General features: G+C 42.6%; 17 protein-coding genes and 1 other RNA gene. 8 read left to right on the top strand and 10 right to left on the bottom strand.

The window, feature by feature from the left end; genetic code table 11:
- Positions 1 to 20: 20 nt before the first annotated feature.
- The 3 genes from ACOOE0_RS12300 to ACOOE0_RS12290 are packed head-to-tail and all read right to left on the bottom strand — an operon-like array spanning position 21 to position 3,279.
- Positions 21 to 1,070 (bottom strand): hypothetical protein, encoded by a 1,050-nt coding sequence (locus ACOOE0_RS12300; RefSeq protein WP_420399202.1) that lies wholly within the window; start codon positions 1,068 to 1,070, stop codon positions 21 to 23.
- Between the two features lie 9 nt (positions 1,071 to 1,079).
- Positions 1,080 to 2,663, bottom strand: coding sequence for a hypothetical protein (locus ACOOE0_RS12295; RefSeq protein WP_420399201.1), 1,584 nt, complete (start codon positions 2,661 to 2,663; stop codon positions 1,080 to 1,082).
- Between the two features lie 19 nt (positions 2,664 to 2,682).
- Entirely contained in the window at positions 2,683 to 3,279 is a 597-nt protein-coding gene (locus ACOOE0_RS12290) for a hypothetical protein (protein ID WP_420399200.1), read from the bottom strand.
- A 220-nt stretch (positions 3,280 to 3,499) separates the two neighbouring features.
- Here ACOOE0_RS12290 and ACOOE0_RS12285 point away from each other — a divergent pair, with 220 nt between their 5' ends.
- From ACOOE0_RS12285 to ACOOE0_RS12270, 4 genes are all read left to right on the top strand, one after another.
- Complete coding sequence (locus tag ACOOE0_RS12285) at positions 3,500 to 3,787, top strand: 4a-hydroxytetrahydrobiopterin dehydratase (protein WP_420399199.1); 288 nt, start codon at positions 3,500 to 3,502, stop codon at positions 3,785 to 3,787.
- 61 nt (positions 3,788 to 3,848) lie between these two features.
- The gene (locus tag ACOOE0_RS12280) at positions 3,849 to 4,559 is read left to right on the top strand and encodes a YebC/PmpR family DNA-binding transcriptional regulator (protein WP_420399198.1); all 711 of its coding nucleotides are present in this window, start codon (positions 3,849 to 3,851) and stop codon (positions 4,557 to 4,559) included.
- Between the two features lie 95 nt (positions 4,560 to 4,654).
- The gene (locus tag ACOOE0_RS12275; RefSeq protein ID WP_420399197.1) at positions 4,655 to 5,122 is read left to right on the top strand and encodes a hypothetical protein; all 468 of its coding nucleotides are present in this window, start codon (positions 4,655 to 4,657) and stop codon (positions 5,120 to 5,122) included.
- A gap of 77 nt (positions 5,123 to 5,199) precedes the next feature.
- A complete protein-coding gene (locus tag ACOOE0_RS12270) occupies positions 5,200 to 5,691 on the top strand; it encodes a hypothetical protein (RefSeq protein WP_420399196.1) in 492 nt (163 codons plus the stop codon).
- Here the strand turns inward: ACOOE0_RS12270 and ACOOE0_RS12265 are convergent.
- From ACOOE0_RS12265 to ACOOE0_RS12240, 6 genes are read right to left on the bottom strand one after another with little or no spacing between them, the layout of a single operon-like run.
- Positions 5,688 to 6,227, bottom strand: coding sequence for a 1-acyl-sn-glycerol-3-phosphate acyltransferase (locus ACOOE0_RS12265; protein ID WP_420402223.1), 540 nt, complete (start codon positions 6,225 to 6,227; stop codon positions 5,688 to 5,690). The genes ACOOE0_RS12270 and ACOOE0_RS12265 overlap by 4 nt on opposite strands.
- 36 nt (positions 6,228 to 6,263) lie before the next feature.
- Positions 6,264 to 7,388: an iron-containing alcohol dehydrogenase family protein gene (locus ACOOE0_RS12260; protein ID WP_420399195.1), complete on the bottom strand. Its 1,125-nt coding sequence runs from the start codon at positions 7,386 to 7,388 to the stop codon at positions 6,264 to 6,266.
- Positions 7,388 to 8,092 (bottom strand): HAD family hydrolase, encoded by a 705-nt coding sequence (locus ACOOE0_RS12255; protein WP_420399194.1) that lies wholly within the window; start codon positions 8,090 to 8,092, stop codon positions 7,388 to 7,390. The genes ACOOE0_RS12260 and ACOOE0_RS12255 overlap by 1 nt, the downstream gene beginning before the upstream one ends.
- On the bottom strand, positions 8,083 to 8,796 hold the full coding sequence (kdsB, locus tag ACOOE0_RS12250) for a 3-deoxy-manno-octulosonate cytidylyltransferase (RefSeq protein WP_420402222.1): 714 nt from the start codon (positions 8,794 to 8,796) through the stop codon (positions 8,083 to 8,085). The genes ACOOE0_RS12255 and kdsB overlap by 10 nt, the downstream gene beginning before the upstream one ends.
- A gap of 36 nt (positions 8,797 to 8,832) precedes the next feature.
- Positions 8,833 to 9,399 carry a DUF4126 domain-containing protein gene (locus tag ACOOE0_RS12245; RefSeq protein WP_420399193.1) on the bottom strand — a complete coding sequence of 189 codons (567 nt, stop codon included), beginning with the start codon at positions 9,397 to 9,399 and terminating at the stop codon, positions 8,833 to 8,835.
- Between the two features lie 30 nt (positions 9,400 to 9,429).
- Positions 9,430 to 10,863, bottom strand: a complete 1,434-nt coding sequence (locus ACOOE0_RS12240; protein WP_420399192.1) for an ATP-dependent DNA helicase — start codon at positions 10,861 to 10,863, stop codon at positions 9,430 to 9,432.
- Positions 10,864 to 10,970: 107 nt separating this feature from the next.
- Here ACOOE0_RS12240 and ACOOE0_RS12235 point away from each other — a divergent pair, with 107 nt between their 5' ends.
- From ACOOE0_RS12235 to ACOOE0_RS12225, 3 genes are read left to right on the top strand one after another with little or no spacing between them, the layout of a single operon-like run.
- The gene (locus ACOOE0_RS12235) at positions 10,971 to 11,705 is read left to right on the top strand and encodes a hypothetical protein (RefSeq protein WP_420399191.1); all 735 of its coding nucleotides are present in this window, start codon (positions 10,971 to 10,973) and stop codon (positions 11,703 to 11,705) included.
- Entirely contained in the window at positions 11,686 to 12,519 is an 834-nt protein-coding gene (locus ACOOE0_RS12230; protein WP_420399190.1) for a DUF3822 family protein, read from the top strand. Before ACOOE0_RS12235 ends, ACOOE0_RS12230 begins: the two co-directional genes overlap by 20 nt.
- On the top strand, positions 12,519 to 13,067 hold the full coding sequence (locus ACOOE0_RS12225) for an RsmD family RNA methyltransferase (RefSeq protein WP_420399189.1): 549 nt from the start codon (positions 12,519 to 12,521) through the stop codon (positions 13,065 to 13,067). Before ACOOE0_RS12230 ends, ACOOE0_RS12225 begins: the two co-directional genes overlap by 1 nt.
- A 27-nt stretch (positions 13,068 to 13,094) precedes the next feature.
- On the opposite strand, the gene rnpB is transcribed toward ACOOE0_RS12225, so the two are convergent.
- Positions 13,095 to 13,392: RNase P RNA component class A (gene rnpB / locus ACOOE0_RS12220), an RNA gene on the bottom strand.
- 108 nt (positions 13,393 to 13,500) lie between these two features.
- Between rnpB and ACOOE0_RS12215 the strand changes: the two genes are divergently transcribed.
- Entirely contained in the window at positions 13,501 to 15,231 is a 1,731-nt protein-coding gene (locus ACOOE0_RS12215; protein WP_420399188.1) for a DNA polymerase III subunit gamma/tau, read from the top strand.
- Positions 15,232 to 15,284: the final 53 nt, after the last annotated feature.

Below are 15,284 nucleotides of genomic sequence, written 5' to 3'. Positions count from 1 at the left end.
AAGTTTGTTGAATTTCGAGCTTATCGATAATAGATCATATATCCAGAAGAGGGAAATTCAGAAGGACAAGTACCCGAAGTTTCCCTGACAACCCGCAAAGTTCCATCCGTCTGTAACTGAAAGTAGAAGTATCCGCCTGATTCCACTTCATAGCAGTGTTCCGTATTCACTTCTTCGGGATCGGCATGGGTAGCAGCTCCCAAAAGGGTTCTGTAAACATTGGATTCCGTACCTCGCACAATCTTGACCGTTCCCTTTAATGTGGTAGCTACCAGCAGTGGTGAAAATTCGGTTTGCCCATGATAAGGTGTTGAAAAAACTTCTTCCGTATCGAACCATGGCCCGGCAATAGTACCCGCCCTCCCACGTGGCCCCCTACAACTTAAAGGCTGTGCAAGGGGCTTGGGGCCAAAAAGGTCGTACATCTGATTTCGCAAATCAGCGGTAAAGTAATCATACGGACAAGTGGCATGCCTAAAAGTCTCAACAGGATGGAAACGGGAATTGTTCAGAAACGTTAGGGAGCGCTCCGAGTGATACACGCCAAAATCGAAGCTCTTCGCTTGAACGGTGCCAGATGTGGTTCCTATTTGTTCTCCCGCTGAAAAACTAGCCAAGGTTGGAGACTGGGCATCAAACAAAGGTATACCTTGGGTCACCACTGCATCCCGAATTGCAGAAACTGGATTGGTAATATGCCCAAATCGTAATACCACCTCACAACTGGCCCGAAACATGGGTTGATAGTCCGTACCATTAAAAGTGACATGTACCAAATCCATGTCAACTGGAGCATAAACGAGTACTTCTGTCACTTCGGGCTTGATAAAAACATAAGTATGTGCCGAAAAGTTATGGAACGCCTGCACCTCTCCCAGAGGTTCAATATGCGCTATATCATCAAGATCGGTAAATGAATTCGTAAAGGTTACGCTGGTGTTGGAACCTGTTGCACAACCCGAAGAAATTGGTGGCTCACTACCTTCATCACTTCCACAGGAAAGAAATAAAACGCCAACTAACACATTTACCGTATTCTTGACCCAAGATGTAACCCAACTGCTTTTCATGGTGTACTACTATCTTTTGGCCACAAATGAGTTGTTTTTGTCTGTAAAGCGATGCAATCGGGTATCATTGGAACCCCTTTCGTAATAGTTGGTGTCTTTGCTAGACCCCTTATAGGCTTCAATCTTCAGAGAATTCATATTCCAGTTATCGCCCCCAACTCCACCCCTAAAGGTAGTCTGCAAAACCACTCTGGAAATGTCCGATGTGGCATAAATCTTTTTGTTCAGAGTTACGTCCACAGAAGTCAATCCATGATCTTTCCAGCGGGTGCCCTTGTTTACGTTTCTAACCGTTTGGGTTCCTCCACTTCTATAGTACACAATAATATTTAGATTGTCGTTTCCTCCCCTGAGATCATCATCCCCCGTTCTAATCCAGAACCGTAACCTATCAATGGGTTTTCTTGATGGTACAGTCCTAGCCTTGGTTGGGCCTGAGGTGGATGTCCTAGTAGCCGTTCTTACCTGGGGTGGTTTGTTATGGATCATGGCCAAAAAAGTTTTGTCTTGACCGGTAAAGCGTTTGAGTGGGGCGCCCCGCCTTTCATAGACTTTCCTGTTTTTATTAAATCCCTTGACATAAATGCGCAGCAAATCCAGATTGAAATTGTCGTTTCCTGAAATGGTGTTCAATTGTACCGATTTTATCGTAGTTACAGGAACAGGAGTGCGCAATGGCACCGTGATATGTTGCGAATAATCATCTATCCATTTGTTCCCCTTGTTTACATTGTACACCCTTTGCGGGGCTGCGTTATGATATAAAATCGTCAGGTTTAAATTGTCGTTTCCTCCCCTTAGGTCGTCCTTGCCCACTCCAAATTCGAAAACCAATTCGTGTATTTTTCCATCGTTTGGATAATCCCTCAACGAAGTTCTCAAGGGTGTTTTTTTTCGGTAATTCTTGTCCACAAAATAGGTTCTCCACCGCATATGTGGTTCTTCCTCGTAATAAAAAACCTCATCTTTGAAATTGGGTCGGAGGGTCATAATCCTATTGGGGTAGTTGGGATCATAGGTGTAGATTTTCATTTTGTGTTTGTATGTTCCATTTGCCAGATTTTGGGCAGTTCCAAAATCATAGCCAATAGCTACCACCTGATGATTACCTGGGTCGGAATCTTTCTCGCCAACGCTTTGAAGGCCCAGAGGCACGGGTTGCCCCCTGTTAATAAAAGGACGAAGTTCATTGATCCGGCTTCCCGGTTTGTTTTCCACCCCCCAATTAAAAAATTCTCCATTACGAGCTCCCAGTGGATTGAGCCCAATTTCGGCCCATTTATCCACGTTGGAGGTTATGGAAGTTACCTGACGGTCATAAAGGTATTTCTGCAAAGGACTTCCTTCCGTGGGGCGAAGCGCAGTTTTAGGCGTGGAAATGCTTCTAGCGTGATAATAATCCAAAGAGGCATAGGACATACCCCCACAAAGTCCTCCCGTTCTCCAGTCAATGGCATCTATAAAGATGTTCTTAAAACTATTGTTGAATTTAAACCCATGCTGAACTGGGTTAAAGCGTGTCATTTTTTTGGTCTGGCCCCAAATAGGGTTTACCAAAGTGCAAAAAAGAATGAATCCTATTATTTTTTTCATTGTTACTGATTTAAAAAGTTTAATCTGGAAGGTTGTAAAAAGCTCTTACCGCCTCATAGTTGGAATAGTCCAATTTGCCCGATTGGGCACTTTCAGGAATCAACACATACCGAAACCTGTTTCCTCTAGAGCCTGAGTACTGAAATTCAGTTAAATCAACCCCGTTGGTACTTACAAGCGTTACGGTTATGCCGTTTAAGGTTATCCCATTATTTCCAAACGTATAGGAGTACAATGTGTTTGACCAACGGCCAGCGTTGGGCATGGGATAAATACTTGACGTTCCCCATTGTTGTAGATATACAAACACCAAGGTTTTATTCCTAAGCTCAATATTGTCTATCTCTGTAATCAATATGTTCATTGACTTTGCCCTGGGGTCGTCTTGCACATTCCAATCCGCATCAAGCCAATTGGAAAAAATAACATTGGCATTGCCATCTTGCCCGTCAATTCCGTCCTGACCATCTGTTCCATCTAGCCCATCCTGTCCGTCAATTCCGGGAATTCCTTGTGGTCCCTGAGGTCCTGTCTCGCCATCTTCCGCGGAACAAGCAACCAAAACTGTACATGCCATTGCAACAATGGCCAAAAAAATGAAATGTACTTTTTTCATGATTTTAGATTTAATGTTAACCTTGTTTTTAGGGGGAAGTTTTCTTAGATATTCCCATCCATTACGACATGGAGATCATCGTTGTTCCAAAATTAGAAGCGACTTCTATTAGGACATTCTCCATATGTAACATATGCTTTTGGAAATGTAACAAGGGACCCAAAAAGTGAATGGGAAAGCGGGCTGGGATTGTATTTATTCACTATATTAAATCAAAAAAATGGACAAACTGACTACGGCCGAGATAGAAGCCCGCTTAAAAAACCTGGATGGATGGACATATGAAGGCGAAAGCATCTGCAAGTCTTTTGTTTTTAAGGACTTTAAGGAGGCATTTTCAACAATGACCCATATTGCTTTTGTAGCCGAACAGCAGAACCATCACCCCAATTGGGAAAACGTTTACAATCAACTTACCATAAAGTTGAATACCCATGATGTTGGCGGCATAACCCAAAATGATTTTGGCCTGGCCAGCGCTATTGAACTAATCGTGGCCAAAGGGTAGAACTTCAACTTGACAAGGAGGCATTTTTTGCTAAATTTGTCGCTGTCCAAAATCAAGATTTATGGGAAGAGCATTTGAATTTAGAAAGGCACGGAAGATGAAGCGTTGGGCGGCCATGTCCAAGGCATTTACCCGTATTGGCAAGGATATCGTTATAGCGGTAAAGGAAGGTGGTCCTGATCCGGACTCCAATGCCAGATTGCGTGCAGTGATTCAAAATGCCAAGGCAGTAAACATGCCCAAGGACAACATTGAAAGAGCTATTAAACGGGCGTCGGACAAAAGTCAAGGTGATTTCAAAGAAGTTCTTTTTGAAGGTTACGCGCCCCATGGTATTGCCATTTTAATTGAGACCGCTACGGACAACAATACCCGAACCGTGGCAAACATCCGTAGTTATTTCAACAAGTGCAATGGCAGCTTGGGCACCTCTGGGTCCGTAGAGTTTATGTTTGACCACACCTGTAATTTCGCAATCAATGGGGAAGGATTAGACCCCGAAGAGTTGGAATTGGAATTCATTGATTTTGGTGCCGAAGAGGTATTCGTGGATGAAGATGGCATTCATATCTATGCATCCTTTGAAAGTTTTGGCGCTATCCAAAAAGAATTGGAATCCCGTAACATAGAAATCATCTCCTCTGGTTTTGAGCGAATACCCCAAGTGACCAAGGAACTTTCTGAAGAGCAAGTGGCGGACGTGGAAAAGCTCTTGGAAAAGATTGAGGAAGACGATGACGTTCAAAATGTGTACCACACAATGAAGGAATAATCGTCCAGCTATAAGGTCGATAAATTTAACTTTAAGATTTATCTTACTAATGATATAGTTCGTAACTTATTACTCATCAACGAATTATATCAATCATGAAAGTAATCACCAGATTTTTTGGATGTGCCTTGCTTCTCATTTGCCTATATGCATGTGGAGAAGATGAAGGACTTGACCTTGACGGATCGGAAATTTCCATCAGTGATATTGCAGGAAGTTGGAATGCTACCCGAGCTGAATTTGATATTGCAGGAAGCGGAGCTTCAGTGGCCATTGATGTGGTGGAACAGGGGGGCACGGTAACCCTTGTTATCCAATCCAACGGAAGATTTACATTGACCATTACTGAAATGGGGGAGGATCCCGATATTAGCACTGGGCAAATGTCATTTGATGAAGACCTATTGGTGGTTGAATTTGACGACTCTCCAGGAGATGATGAGTTCTTTAGCATACAAAGCACAGCCAATACGCTTTCCATCAGTGGTCCTGCGGAATTTGATTTGGATGGGGATGGTACGGATGATCCTGCAAGGGCAGAGCTGGATTTTGAACGAACCTAGATTATTTCTCCTCTTGTTTTCGGAATTACAACGTAAAGAAGTCGAAATTTAATCGACGTAATTGAAAATCGGATATTATGAAGCAGGTCTTAACGCTTTTTATTTTGTTGCTTCCCATTTTTGGGATGTCCCAAGAAATGACCCCTACCAAACTCTATGAAATTATTGAAAAAGAGGCCGATACTGTCAAAGTAAATGGGAATCAATACCAGTTTTTGTTTAATGAGGCCATGTTGATCTGTGTTTTTGATGAAAATGCGAATCGCATGCGGATTATTTCACCCATTGTGGAACGGGACAAGCTTGGTGAAGAAGAATTATTGAATGCCCTTGTCGCCAACTTTCATTCTGCTTTGGATGTAAAATACGCCCTGAGCGATGAGATTATTTGGTCCGTGTATACCCATCCATTGAAGGAACTTTCAGAACATCAAGTGGTGGATGCCATTCAACAAGTATATGCCGCAGCATTGACCTTTGGCAGCAGCTATTCAAGCACCAACTTGGTATTTCCGGGAAACAAGAAAAAAGTGGAGAAACCCAAGGCCAAACCGCTTAAAAAAACCTAGTAGCTATATTCGGGAATTCGCCCTTGGACTCCCTTGAAAAAGGCGCGGATTTTTTTGAAATCCTGTTGAATGTCCTCAGTAGGCAGAAATGGCTCCGCTACCTTTACCTGTTTATTTCCAAAGTCAAACGCGACCATAACGATGGGAACTTGGGCTTTTTTGGCAATGTGATAGAACCCTGTTTTCAGTGCGGTTACTTTTTTTCGGGTTCCTTCAGGTGCCAACGCAAAACGAAATGTTTTCCTTTCCTTAAAAATATCCGCTACGCTGTCCACTGTATTGGAGCTTTTGCTCCGATCAATGGGAGCACCGCCCGTCCATCTAAAAAACCAGCCAAAGGGAGGTTTGAAAAGGCTCTTTTTTCCAATATAATTCATCTCCTTGTTGATCACCTTTCGCACCAAAAGTCCTAAAAAGAAATCCAGCCAATGGGTATGGGGGACTACAATTATCACGCATTTATCCAAATCGGGAAAGGCACCTACCAGCTTCCAACGCAAAACCTTGAAGTATAAAAATTTGGCGAAGCGGTGCATCATATCAATTCAATTTTAAGCAAAAGGAAAGGCTTCCTAGATTCGGGAGTAGAGCTCTTGAAGTCGCTTAGGGGTCATAATGCTTTTCCAATCCTTCCCCAGTGCATTTTCCCACAATGCACACATTCCCAGTGACACCTCTACCATGGTATCAAAATCACTTTGTGAAAGGTTGGAACAGATACCTTTGGGCATTTGAATATTATGTTTTGAAAGCATCCGGTTAAAGAGCTTCACTCCCTCTGGATAGAACTCCTCCAAATGTTGAAATACCAAACAGTTTCCAATACCATGCTTGATTCCCAAAAGATAGGACAGACCATAACTCATGGCGTGTGCTATCCCCACCTGGGAATACGCAATGCTCATCCCCCCATGCCAAGAGGCCATCATAAGCATATCCCTTGCGGCCTCCTCTGGATGATCCTCCAAGAAAACTTCCTTGCACAAATCCAACGCCTTTTCGCCATAGCTTTGGCTAAAAGCGTTCAAATAGGTTCCTTCCAAAGATTCTATACAATGGATAAAACAGTCCATTCCCGTGTAGAACCACTGCTCCTTGGGTACCGTTTGTGTCAAATCTGGGTCTAGGATTACCTGGTCAAAGGTGGTATGGTCCGAGTTGATACCCAGTTTTTTCTCAGGCCCCAACAGTACCGTGGTGCGCGAGACTTCTGCTCCTGTTCCGCTTATTGTTGGAATTCCAACGTGATATATGGCGGGACGCTGAACCAAATCCCACCCTTGGTAATCCTGCGCCAAGCCATCATTGTTCAAAAGTATGGATACCGCTTTGGCCAAATCCAGTAGGGTTCCCCCTCCTATTCCAACAATTCCTGAAGGAAGTTCATCAAAATTCTCCCGAATCCTTGCAACCAAGGCATCCACCTGTGCGGTTTTTGGTTCTTCATCTGCCGAAATAAAGATCAGCTCATCGTTGAACATCAAAGGGATTTCATTGGCCAAACTCCTGTTTTCAAAAAAGTCATCCAATAAAAAGATAAAGGGAGCGTCAGCATTTCGTCTTTGGGGCAATAGTATTTCACCCAATTGGGAAAAACTTCCTTTTCCAAAAATGACCCTGGGAACCATGGGGAAGTTCCGGTACGAGGTATTTTTTGATATGGTCTCCTTGCTTTCCAAGTTATAGTTCGTCTTCATTAATTTTCCAAGTACTTTAGAACATCCTTGAGATTGTTCAATTTTAGATGATTGTTTATCTGTTCATCTTCAGCAACCATTTCATGCGCCCAAGTGGTATGAAAGGGTACATGAATGGCTTTGGCCCCGATATTCAAAATGGGTAGGACATCCGATTTAAGGGAGTTGCCAATCATCAGGAACTCCGCTACATCTATCTCCAAATGCTCCAATAGATTGCGGTAATTGTTCTCTTTTTTATCACTTAATACTTCTACGTGATGAAAATATTTAGAAATTCCGGACTTCTGCAACTTTCGTTCCTGATCCAACAAATCGCCTTTGGTAAGCACAATAAGCCTGTACTTATGCTCCAATTTGGACAATACTTCCTCTACCCCATCCAATAGTTCCACAGGATGGGATATCATTTTTTTGCCCAATTCCAAAATCTCGGTTAAGGTTTGCTGGGAAATCCTGTTGTTGGATAAATCCAATGCGGTTTCAATCATGGACAGCACAAATCCCTTTACTCCATATCCATAGAGTTCCAGGTTTTGCATTTCAACCTTGAAAAGTTCCTGGTCAATCTTGTTTTTGGTTTCATATCCTTCCAACAACTCTGCGAAGCGTTCCTCGGTCTCCCTAAAATAGGTTTCGTTTACCCAGAGTGTGTCGTCGGCATCAAAACCAATGACCTTTATTTCTTTAAAATCTATATCCATGCTTTTTTGGCTCGTTCTAGGTCTTCGGGGGTGTCAATTTCTATGCCGGTCACGTGAGTTTCCACCATTTTTATTTTTTTTCCATATTCTAAAAATCGGATGGCCTCAATTTTTTCCTTGGCCTCCAAAGAGCGCATGGGCAGTCTTTGAAAATCCATTAAGGCCCTTTTTCTAAAGGCGTATATGCCTTTATGTTTGTAATAGATGGCCTCTACTTCTTTATCTCTTGGATAAGGTATCGGTGACCTTGAAAAATACAGGGCGAAATCCTCCTTGTCCACAATAACTTTTACCGTGTTGGGATTCGCAATTTCATCCCAATCCGTAATCGGGGTCATCAAAGAAGCCAAGTCAATCTCTTCGGTGTCATCATTTCTGAACACCTCAATTACCTTTGTTAGACTTTCCTTGTCTATAAAGGGTTCATCGCCTTGCACATTGATCACGATGTCCACATCCATGCTTTCCACGGCCTCTGCAATTCTATCACTTCCACTTTCATGTTCGTGCTTACTGCGAAGTGCCTTTCCTCCTATGGAAGTGATTACGTCATATATAACATCATTGTCTGTTACCACAAACACTTCGTCAAACAAACCTGTTTGGACGGCTGCCTCATAGGTACGAACAATAACCGGTTTGCCTTTTAAATCCTGCATCAGTTTAGCCGGAAATCTAGAGGCCTGGTACCTTGCCGGTATCATGGAAATAATCTTCACCTGACTTGCTTAAAGGTTTATCTAACTACTTTTTGGCCGCAATTTGCGATAAATTCTAAAAATGACGACCAAAATAATGATTACTAGAATAGCGGCAATGGGTGGCACCAAAATAGAGGCTGTGGATACGACCACGGCCGTACCTGTCTCTACGGTAGATACCACGGGGTTCGCCACACCGCCGGTAGTTGCTGTCGAGGTTAGTCTTCCTGCTGCGTTGGCCCCTTTTATGGCGGTTGCCGTACCACCTCCTGCAATAATGGCAAGAGACCAGGTTACCACTGGATCAAGGTTGGCTACTGTGGATACGACCACCGCTGTTCCCGCAATAGCTGCCAAGGGAACGGCCAAACTGTCCAGGGCATTGTCTACCCACGGGATGAAATAAGCGAATATTTCAACCAAGGTGGCGACACCCAAGGTAATCAAGGCGGCCAAACTGCCAATCCATTCCCAATTTTCATTAAGATCCCAAACTCCAAGATACGCGGCCAAACTCAGTGCAAACAGGGGCAGAAAAACCCTAAATCCAACTGAGGCGGCCAGGCCAATGCCCAAAAAAATGCTTATTATGGTATCTGGTGTCATGCCCATGGCTTTGTCTAAAATAGAATATTCCTAGTCAAGAAAAAAATCATCCTTGAATCCAATCAAAAATAGTTTTTCCTTGGCTCGGGTAACCGCAGTATACAACCATCTCAGATAATCTTTGTCCACCCCATTGGGCAAATAGGGTTGTTCCACAAAGACATTGTTCCATTGCCCACCCTGTGACTTATGGCAGGTTATGGCATATGAAAACTTCACCTGCAGGGCGTTAAAGAATTTATTGTTCTTCACTCCCAAAAACTTTTTGTACTTGGATTTTTCATGGTCGTAATCCTTCATCACCTCTTGATACAGCCTATTGCCATCCTCATAGGAAAGTGAAGGGGTCTCAGCCTTGATCGTATCCAGCAACAGCACCGTTTCAAAGGGTCTTTGATTAGGGTAATCCACCATTTTAACCTTGACCTCCGCAAATGAAAACCCATATAATTCCTTGATAGCAAAGAGCTCCAGGATTTCCAAAATATCTCCGTTGGCAATAAAACCAGCTTCAGAATTGGGCCGAAGCCAGAAATAATTGTTCTTGACTACCATCATATAATCCCCAACAGCAATTTCGTTGTCCAGAAAAAGAATGCGCTCCCTAATGTTTTGATTGTACAAGTTTGCCCTTTTATTGGATCGCACCACGATTGCCGTTTCCTCCTTACCATCATTTGCATAAGAGGAATCAATGGCCTCTTGGATTTCGGTTCCATCCACCAATCGAACGACATCCTTAAAGGATCCCAATTCAAATTGAAAGGCATCATAGAATTGAGTCTGCAACTGTTCCCTTAAGTGTGTTGCATTATAAAGGATACCCGAATCATGGGTTTGCCGCATTACTTCATCCAGCTCCAGACTCTCCACCTCCTTGTTGTAATTCAGTGCTATCCTGTCCTCTTCCAAAGCGGGACTTAAATCCAGTTTAACAGGGGGCAGCTGTGCGGTATCACCAATCAGTAACAATTTGCAGTTATGGCCCGAATACACATAATACATGAGATCATCCAGGAGCGATCCATTTTCAAATAATTTGGAATCTGCAGGGGTATCCGGGATCATGGAGGCCTCATCCACAATGAATAGGGTATTGCGATGCTTGTTGGGTGCCAATACAAACTGAATACCTCCTCCAGATTGTTTTTTGGGAAAGTATATCTTTTTATGAATGGTGAACGCTTTTGTTCCGGAATAGACAGACATGACCTTAGCGGCCCTTCCTGTGGGGGCCAATAAAACGGAACCCATTCTTATTTTCCACAAGCTATTGACCACCGTTCCCACCAAGGTTGTTTTACCCGTTCCCGCGAACCCTTTTAAAAGGAAAACCCGCTCTTCCTTCTTGGCAAAAACAAAGTTGGAAAGCTTCTCTAAAGCAATGTTCTGTTTAAGGGTGGGCTCGTGAGGAAATTTCTGGTATAGAATCTCTAAAAATCCTGAAGGTGTAGGGTCTGTCATAGGCTGGTTTGGATGGTATGGATTTTTAAAGCAAAAAGTTTCGTGATTAAAAAAAAATTGTAGATTTGTCAGTAACCGCTAAATTAACTAAGAAAGACAATATTCGCATGTTAAACTTAATTCTTATTGTTGTTGTTATTTGCCTTGTGACCATAGGCCTTGTATTCCTAATTGACAGATTTTTGCCTCAAAAAATCAAGCCTGTTTTGGTAATTGCCTTTGGCCTTTTGAGCATTTTTCTTGGCTACAAAATCTATCAATCCATCAATGCCCCCATTGAGTTCAAAAAGGTAAGAAAAGAAAGGTTTTCCCGTGTTATCGCCAAGCTAAAGGATATCAGGGATTCCCAAGAAGCTTATAAAACAGTAAACGGACGATTTGCCAATAATTTCAATAGCTTGGTTCAGTTTGTAGATACTGGAAGTTATACCATTACCAGCCAGAAGGATTCTTCCTTTATGCGTTATGATAAGGTATACCAAATTGATTTGCAAGTTGATACTGTGATCATAGATACCTTAGGGTTTATTAAAGTGAAGGATTCCCTTTTCAAAAATGATGATCGCTATAAGACCATGATGGACATTCCTTATGCGCAGGGTGGAGAAAAATTTGAAATGAAAGCTGATATCATTGACAAGCAAGGCTATAAAGCTCCAGTTTTTGAAGCCAAAGCAAAAAAGGATTTGGTATTATACGACCAACCTACGGATCTATTGGCTAGAGAAAATGCCCATCAAAGTGTGGAAGAGGTAAATGGAACAGAAATTAAGGTTGGTTCGCTTACCGATGTGAGTACCAATGGAAACTGGCCTCCAATCTATGACAGAAAAGACCAATAATATCTCGGAGCAAAATTCCGAAAACACTTTTAAGAAATTGTCCATTCAAGTTGGTTTGAATGGACTTTCTTTTTGTGTGCTGGATACCATTTCCAATGAGATACTGGCATTTGAAAAGGTAAGCTTCAAAACGGCTTCCACCCCCTATTTGCTTCTTAAGGAGCTCAAAGCTGTTCTCAACAAGAATAGCACGGTGGGCACCAACTTTTCAGAAGTCGTGGTTATTCATAAAAATGGCCTTTTTAGTCTTGTGCCCAAAGCTTTGTTCAAAAAAGAGGAGCTTGCCAACTATTTAAAATTCAATGCCAAAATCATGGCCAATGATCATATTGCCCATGATGAAATTGCCAACCACGACCTTGTCAATGTTTATGTTCCGTTTGCCAATGTGAACAATCATATTTTTGATCTTTTCGGAGCCTTCGAATTTAAACATACCGGAACCGTCTTAATTTCCACATTATTGAACCAGACGCGGGCTACATCCCAACCTGTGTGTTATGTTCATGTGGCGGAAAAAGAAATGGAAATTGTGGTCATATCAGATAAAAAGCTGCTCTTTTACAACCATTTTGAATACAAGACTAAAGAGGATTTTCTGTATTTCTTGCTCTTTAGTTTGGAACAACTACAGATTGATTTGGAGCAAGTGCAACTCAAGTTGTTTGGACTTGTGGAGGAAGGGGATGCCATTTTTGAGCTTTGCTATTCGTATATCCAATCGGTTTCTGTTTTCGTTCCCGTTGATTCCAACTATCCCCTAGATCAATTGGAAAGTCAAGCCATTGATTTTACTTCTTTAAGCAAGTTGTAATGCGCATTATTTCCGGCAAGTACAAGGGCAAAAGGCTTACCGCTCCAAAAAAACTTCCCGTCAGACCTACGACGGACATGGCCAAAGAAGGACTTTTCAACATTCTGAACAATCGATATTACTTGGATGATGTCAAGGTTATGGATTTGTTTGCAGGTACAGGTAACATCAGCTTTGAATTCGGTTCCAGGGGAAGCAAGGAAATTATCGCTGTTGATAGTTTTTCCGGTTGCGCCCAGTTTATTTCCAAAACAGCAAGGGAACTGGATTTTCCCATTGTCGCCGTTAAATCGGATGTGTTCCGCTTTTTGGAGCGTACCAAGGAACAAGCCAACATCGTCTTTGCAGACCCTCCTTATAATTTTGATACCGATCAATTTCTTAAAATTGTAGACCTGGTCTTTGAAAATAACCTATTACTGGATGAGGGAATCCTGATTGTGGAACACGCCGCCCAGACCAATCTCTCCCAACATGATCATTTTTCTGAACAAAGAAAGTATGGGGGAAGTGTTTTCAGCTTTTTTGAAGTGGGATTATCCGAGTAACGGAGTCCAAATGCATAAACAGCTATTTAGAAAAGCAGGCCATAAGCCGGATTCTGTATGTCCCTATCATTTATCTAGGCAATTGGTTGCCCAAAAGCTCTAACCGCCTACCCTCCAATTTGGGCGTGCAGCCCTCAAACACTGGTATACGTGGCGTTTCACCGCATAGAGTTTACCTGATTTCACTACAGCCTAACTGTACTTGCTTTCTGTTGCACTGGTCCTCGTTTTTCAACGGACGGGCGTTACCCGCTATGCCGCACTATGGTGTCCGGACTTTCCTCCCCAATCCCAAAGGAATTGCGGCGATAAGGTGGCCTGCTGGCGGCAAAGGTAAACCAATTGTTAATAAAAAAAAGCGATGAAGTTCCTCCCCCTATTTCTTTGCCGCTTCCTATTTTTATATTTGTAGTAAAGCAAAACCTTACCCCTTTTGGAACCGTTTATTGTATCGGCACGGAAATACAGACCCCAAACCTTCAAAGATGTTGTGGGGCAAGGTGCTATTACCAATACTTTGGACAATGCCATTGAAAACAATCATTTGGCCCAAGCCTTGCTTTTCTGCGGCCCTCGTGGGGTAGGTAAAACCACCTGTGCACGAATCTTGGCCAAAAAAATCAATCAGGACGGTACGGAACGGGAAGATGAGGATTTTGCCTTCAATATTTTTGAACTTGATGCGGCATCCAACAACTCTGTAGATGACATTCGAAGTCTTATTGACCAAGTACGCATACCCCCACAGGTAGGTAAATATAAAGTCTATATTATAGACGAGGTACATATGCTCTCCCAGTCTGCTTTCAATGCGTTTTTGAAGACCTTGGAAGAGCCACCCAAGCATGCCATTTTTATTCTGGCCACCACCGAAAAACACAAGATTATCCCAACCATTCTATCCCGCTGTCAGATTTTCGATTTCAAGCGGATTACGGTGAAGGATGCGGCGGATTACCTAAAATATATAGCAGAAGAACAAGGGATTAAAGCTGAGGAAAGTGCGCTTCATATCATTGCCCAGAAAGCAGATGGTGCCATGAGGGATGCCTTGTCGATTTTTGATAGGGTAGTAAGTTTCTCGGGGAAAGAGTTGACTCGAAAGGCAGTAACCGAAAATCTGAATGTGCTGGATTACGATACCTACTTTTCCACTACCGATTTAATCTTGGACAACAACATCCCCGATTTATTAATTCTGCTCAATAAAACGTTGTCTCTAGGATTCGATGGGCATCATTTCATCACAGGCCTGGCCTCCCATTTTAGGGATTTAATGGTTTGCCAACATCAAGATACCCATGCCCTATTGGAAGTTGGTGAGGATGTAAAACAGCAGTATAAAGACCAAGCGAAGAAGGTAGATCAGCAGTTTTTGTTGAAAGCTTTGGAAATTGCCAATGATTGCGACCTCAAGTACAAAACCAGTAAAAACCAACGCCTTTTGGTTGAACTTACCTTGATGAAATTGGCCTCCATAACGTTTAATGGAGAAAAAAAAAACCTTGATTTCATAGTTCCCGCCTCTTTCTTTAAGACCACAGAGGAAAGAATAGACGCCCCAGCTCCAAAACAAGAATCCGAAGCAAAGGAAGTAGACATATCTGAATCTGTGGCCGTTCCAGCGGAGGCACCAGAGGTTGAAGCCAAGGTTGAGATTACACCTCCAACCCCTACTCCAAAAATCCATATAAAGTCTCCTGAAAGAAGAGTATCCGGCTTATCACTGCGCAGTATTAAAACCAAGAAAGCGCATGAAAATGTCAAGGCACCTACCATAAATCAGGAAGATTTACCCAAAGAGAAGTTCAGTGAAGCGGATATGCAATCCCATTGGAACGATTTTGTACAACATCTGGAAGATAAGGGTCGTAAAATCTTGGCTAGTAACCTTCAAACCGATGTTCCCAAGCTAAAGGACGAACGAACCATTTGGATTGAACTTCCCAACAGCACCATGAAAAAGGAAGTAGAGCGGGAACAAAGCCTTATGATGGATTACCTGAAGCAAAAACTGAACAACCATTCCATCAGTTTGTACATCACAGTAAATGAGGAGGTAGCCAAGAAATTTGCGTTTACCCCTGAGGAGAAATATGAAAAGCTCCGGGAAAAGAATCCGGCCATTGACATGCTTCGCCAAGAGTTTGACCTCGACTTTTAAGCCCTCCCCATTGGCGGAATACGCTTATCTTTACCCCCTAAAACAAAATCAAG

Origin of the sequence: Flagellimonas sp. (genome assembly GCF_965215805.1) — a bacterium.
Classification (GTDB): Bacteria; Bacteroidota; Bacteroidia; order Flavobacteriales; family Flavobacteriaceae; genus Flagellimonas.
The sequence above is the reverse complement of the archived record's forward strand: the minus strand, read 5'-3'. Positions and strand labels throughout refer to the sequence as shown.

What these genes read in the sequence shown, in the direction of transcription:
- ACOOE0_RS12300 (WP_420399202.1), bottom strand. Translation starts at nt 1,070, where the DNA reads ATGAAAAGCAGTTGGGTTACATCTTGGGTCAAGAATACGGTAAATGTG.
- ACOOE0_RS12295 (WP_420399201.1), bottom strand. Translation starts at nt 2,663, where the DNA reads ATGAAAAAAATAATAGGATTCATTCTTTTTTGCACTTTGGTAAACCCT.
- ACOOE0_RS12290 (WP_420399200.1), bottom strand. Translation starts at nt 3,279, where the DNA reads ATGAAAAAAGTACATTTCATTTTTTTGGCCATTGTTGCAATGGCATGT.
- ACOOE0_RS12285 (WP_420399199.1), top strand. Translation starts at nt 3,500, where the DNA reads ATGGACAAACTGACTACGGCCGAGATAGAAGCCCGCTTAAAAAACCTG.
- ACOOE0_RS12280 (WP_420399198.1), top strand. Translation starts at nt 3,849, where the DNA reads ATGGGAAGAGCATTTGAATTTAGAAAGGCACGGAAGATGAAGCGTTGG.
- ACOOE0_RS12275 (WP_420399197.1), top strand. Translation starts at nt 4,655, where the DNA reads ATGAAAGTAATCACCAGATTTTTTGGATGTGCCTTGCTTCTCATTTGC.
- ACOOE0_RS12270 (WP_420399196.1), top strand. Translation starts at nt 5,200, where the DNA reads ATGAAGCAGGTCTTAACGCTTTTTATTTTGTTGCTTCCCATTTTTGGG.
- ACOOE0_RS12265 (WP_420402223.1), bottom strand. Translation starts at nt 6,227, where the DNA reads ATGCACCGCTTCGCCAAATTTTTATACTTCAAGGTTTTGCGTTGGAAG.
- ACOOE0_RS12260 (WP_420399195.1), bottom strand. Translation starts at nt 7,388, where the DNA reads ATGAAGACGAACTATAACTTGGAAAGCAAGGAGACCATATCAAAAAAT.
- ACOOE0_RS12255 (WP_420399194.1), bottom strand. Translation starts at nt 8,092, where the DNA reads ATGGATATAGATTTTAAAGAAATAAAGGTCATTGGTTTTGATGCCGAC.
- kdsB (WP_420402222.1), bottom strand. Translation starts at nt 8,796, where the DNA reads ATGATACCGGCAAGGTACCAGGCCTCTAGATTTCCGGCTAAACTGATG.
- ACOOE0_RS12245 (WP_420399193.1), bottom strand. Translation starts at nt 9,399, where the DNA reads ATGACACCAGATACCATAATAAGCATTTTTTTGGGCATTGGCCTGGCC.
- ACOOE0_RS12240 (WP_420399192.1), bottom strand. Translation starts at nt 10,863, where the DNA reads ATGACAGACCCTACACCTTCAGGATTTTTAGAGATTCTATACCAGAAA.
- ACOOE0_RS12235 (WP_420399191.1), top strand. Translation starts at nt 10,971, where the DNA reads ATGTTAAACTTAATTCTTATTGTTGTTGTTATTTGCCTTGTGACCATA.
- ACOOE0_RS12230 (WP_420399190.1), top strand. Translation starts at nt 11,686, where the DNA reads ATGACAGAAAAGACCAATAATATCTCGGAGCAAAATTCCGAAAACACT.
- ACOOE0_RS12225 (WP_420399189.1), top strand. Translation starts at nt 12,519, where the DNA reads ATGCGCATTATTTCCGGCAAGTACAAGGGCAAAAGGCTTACCGCTCCA.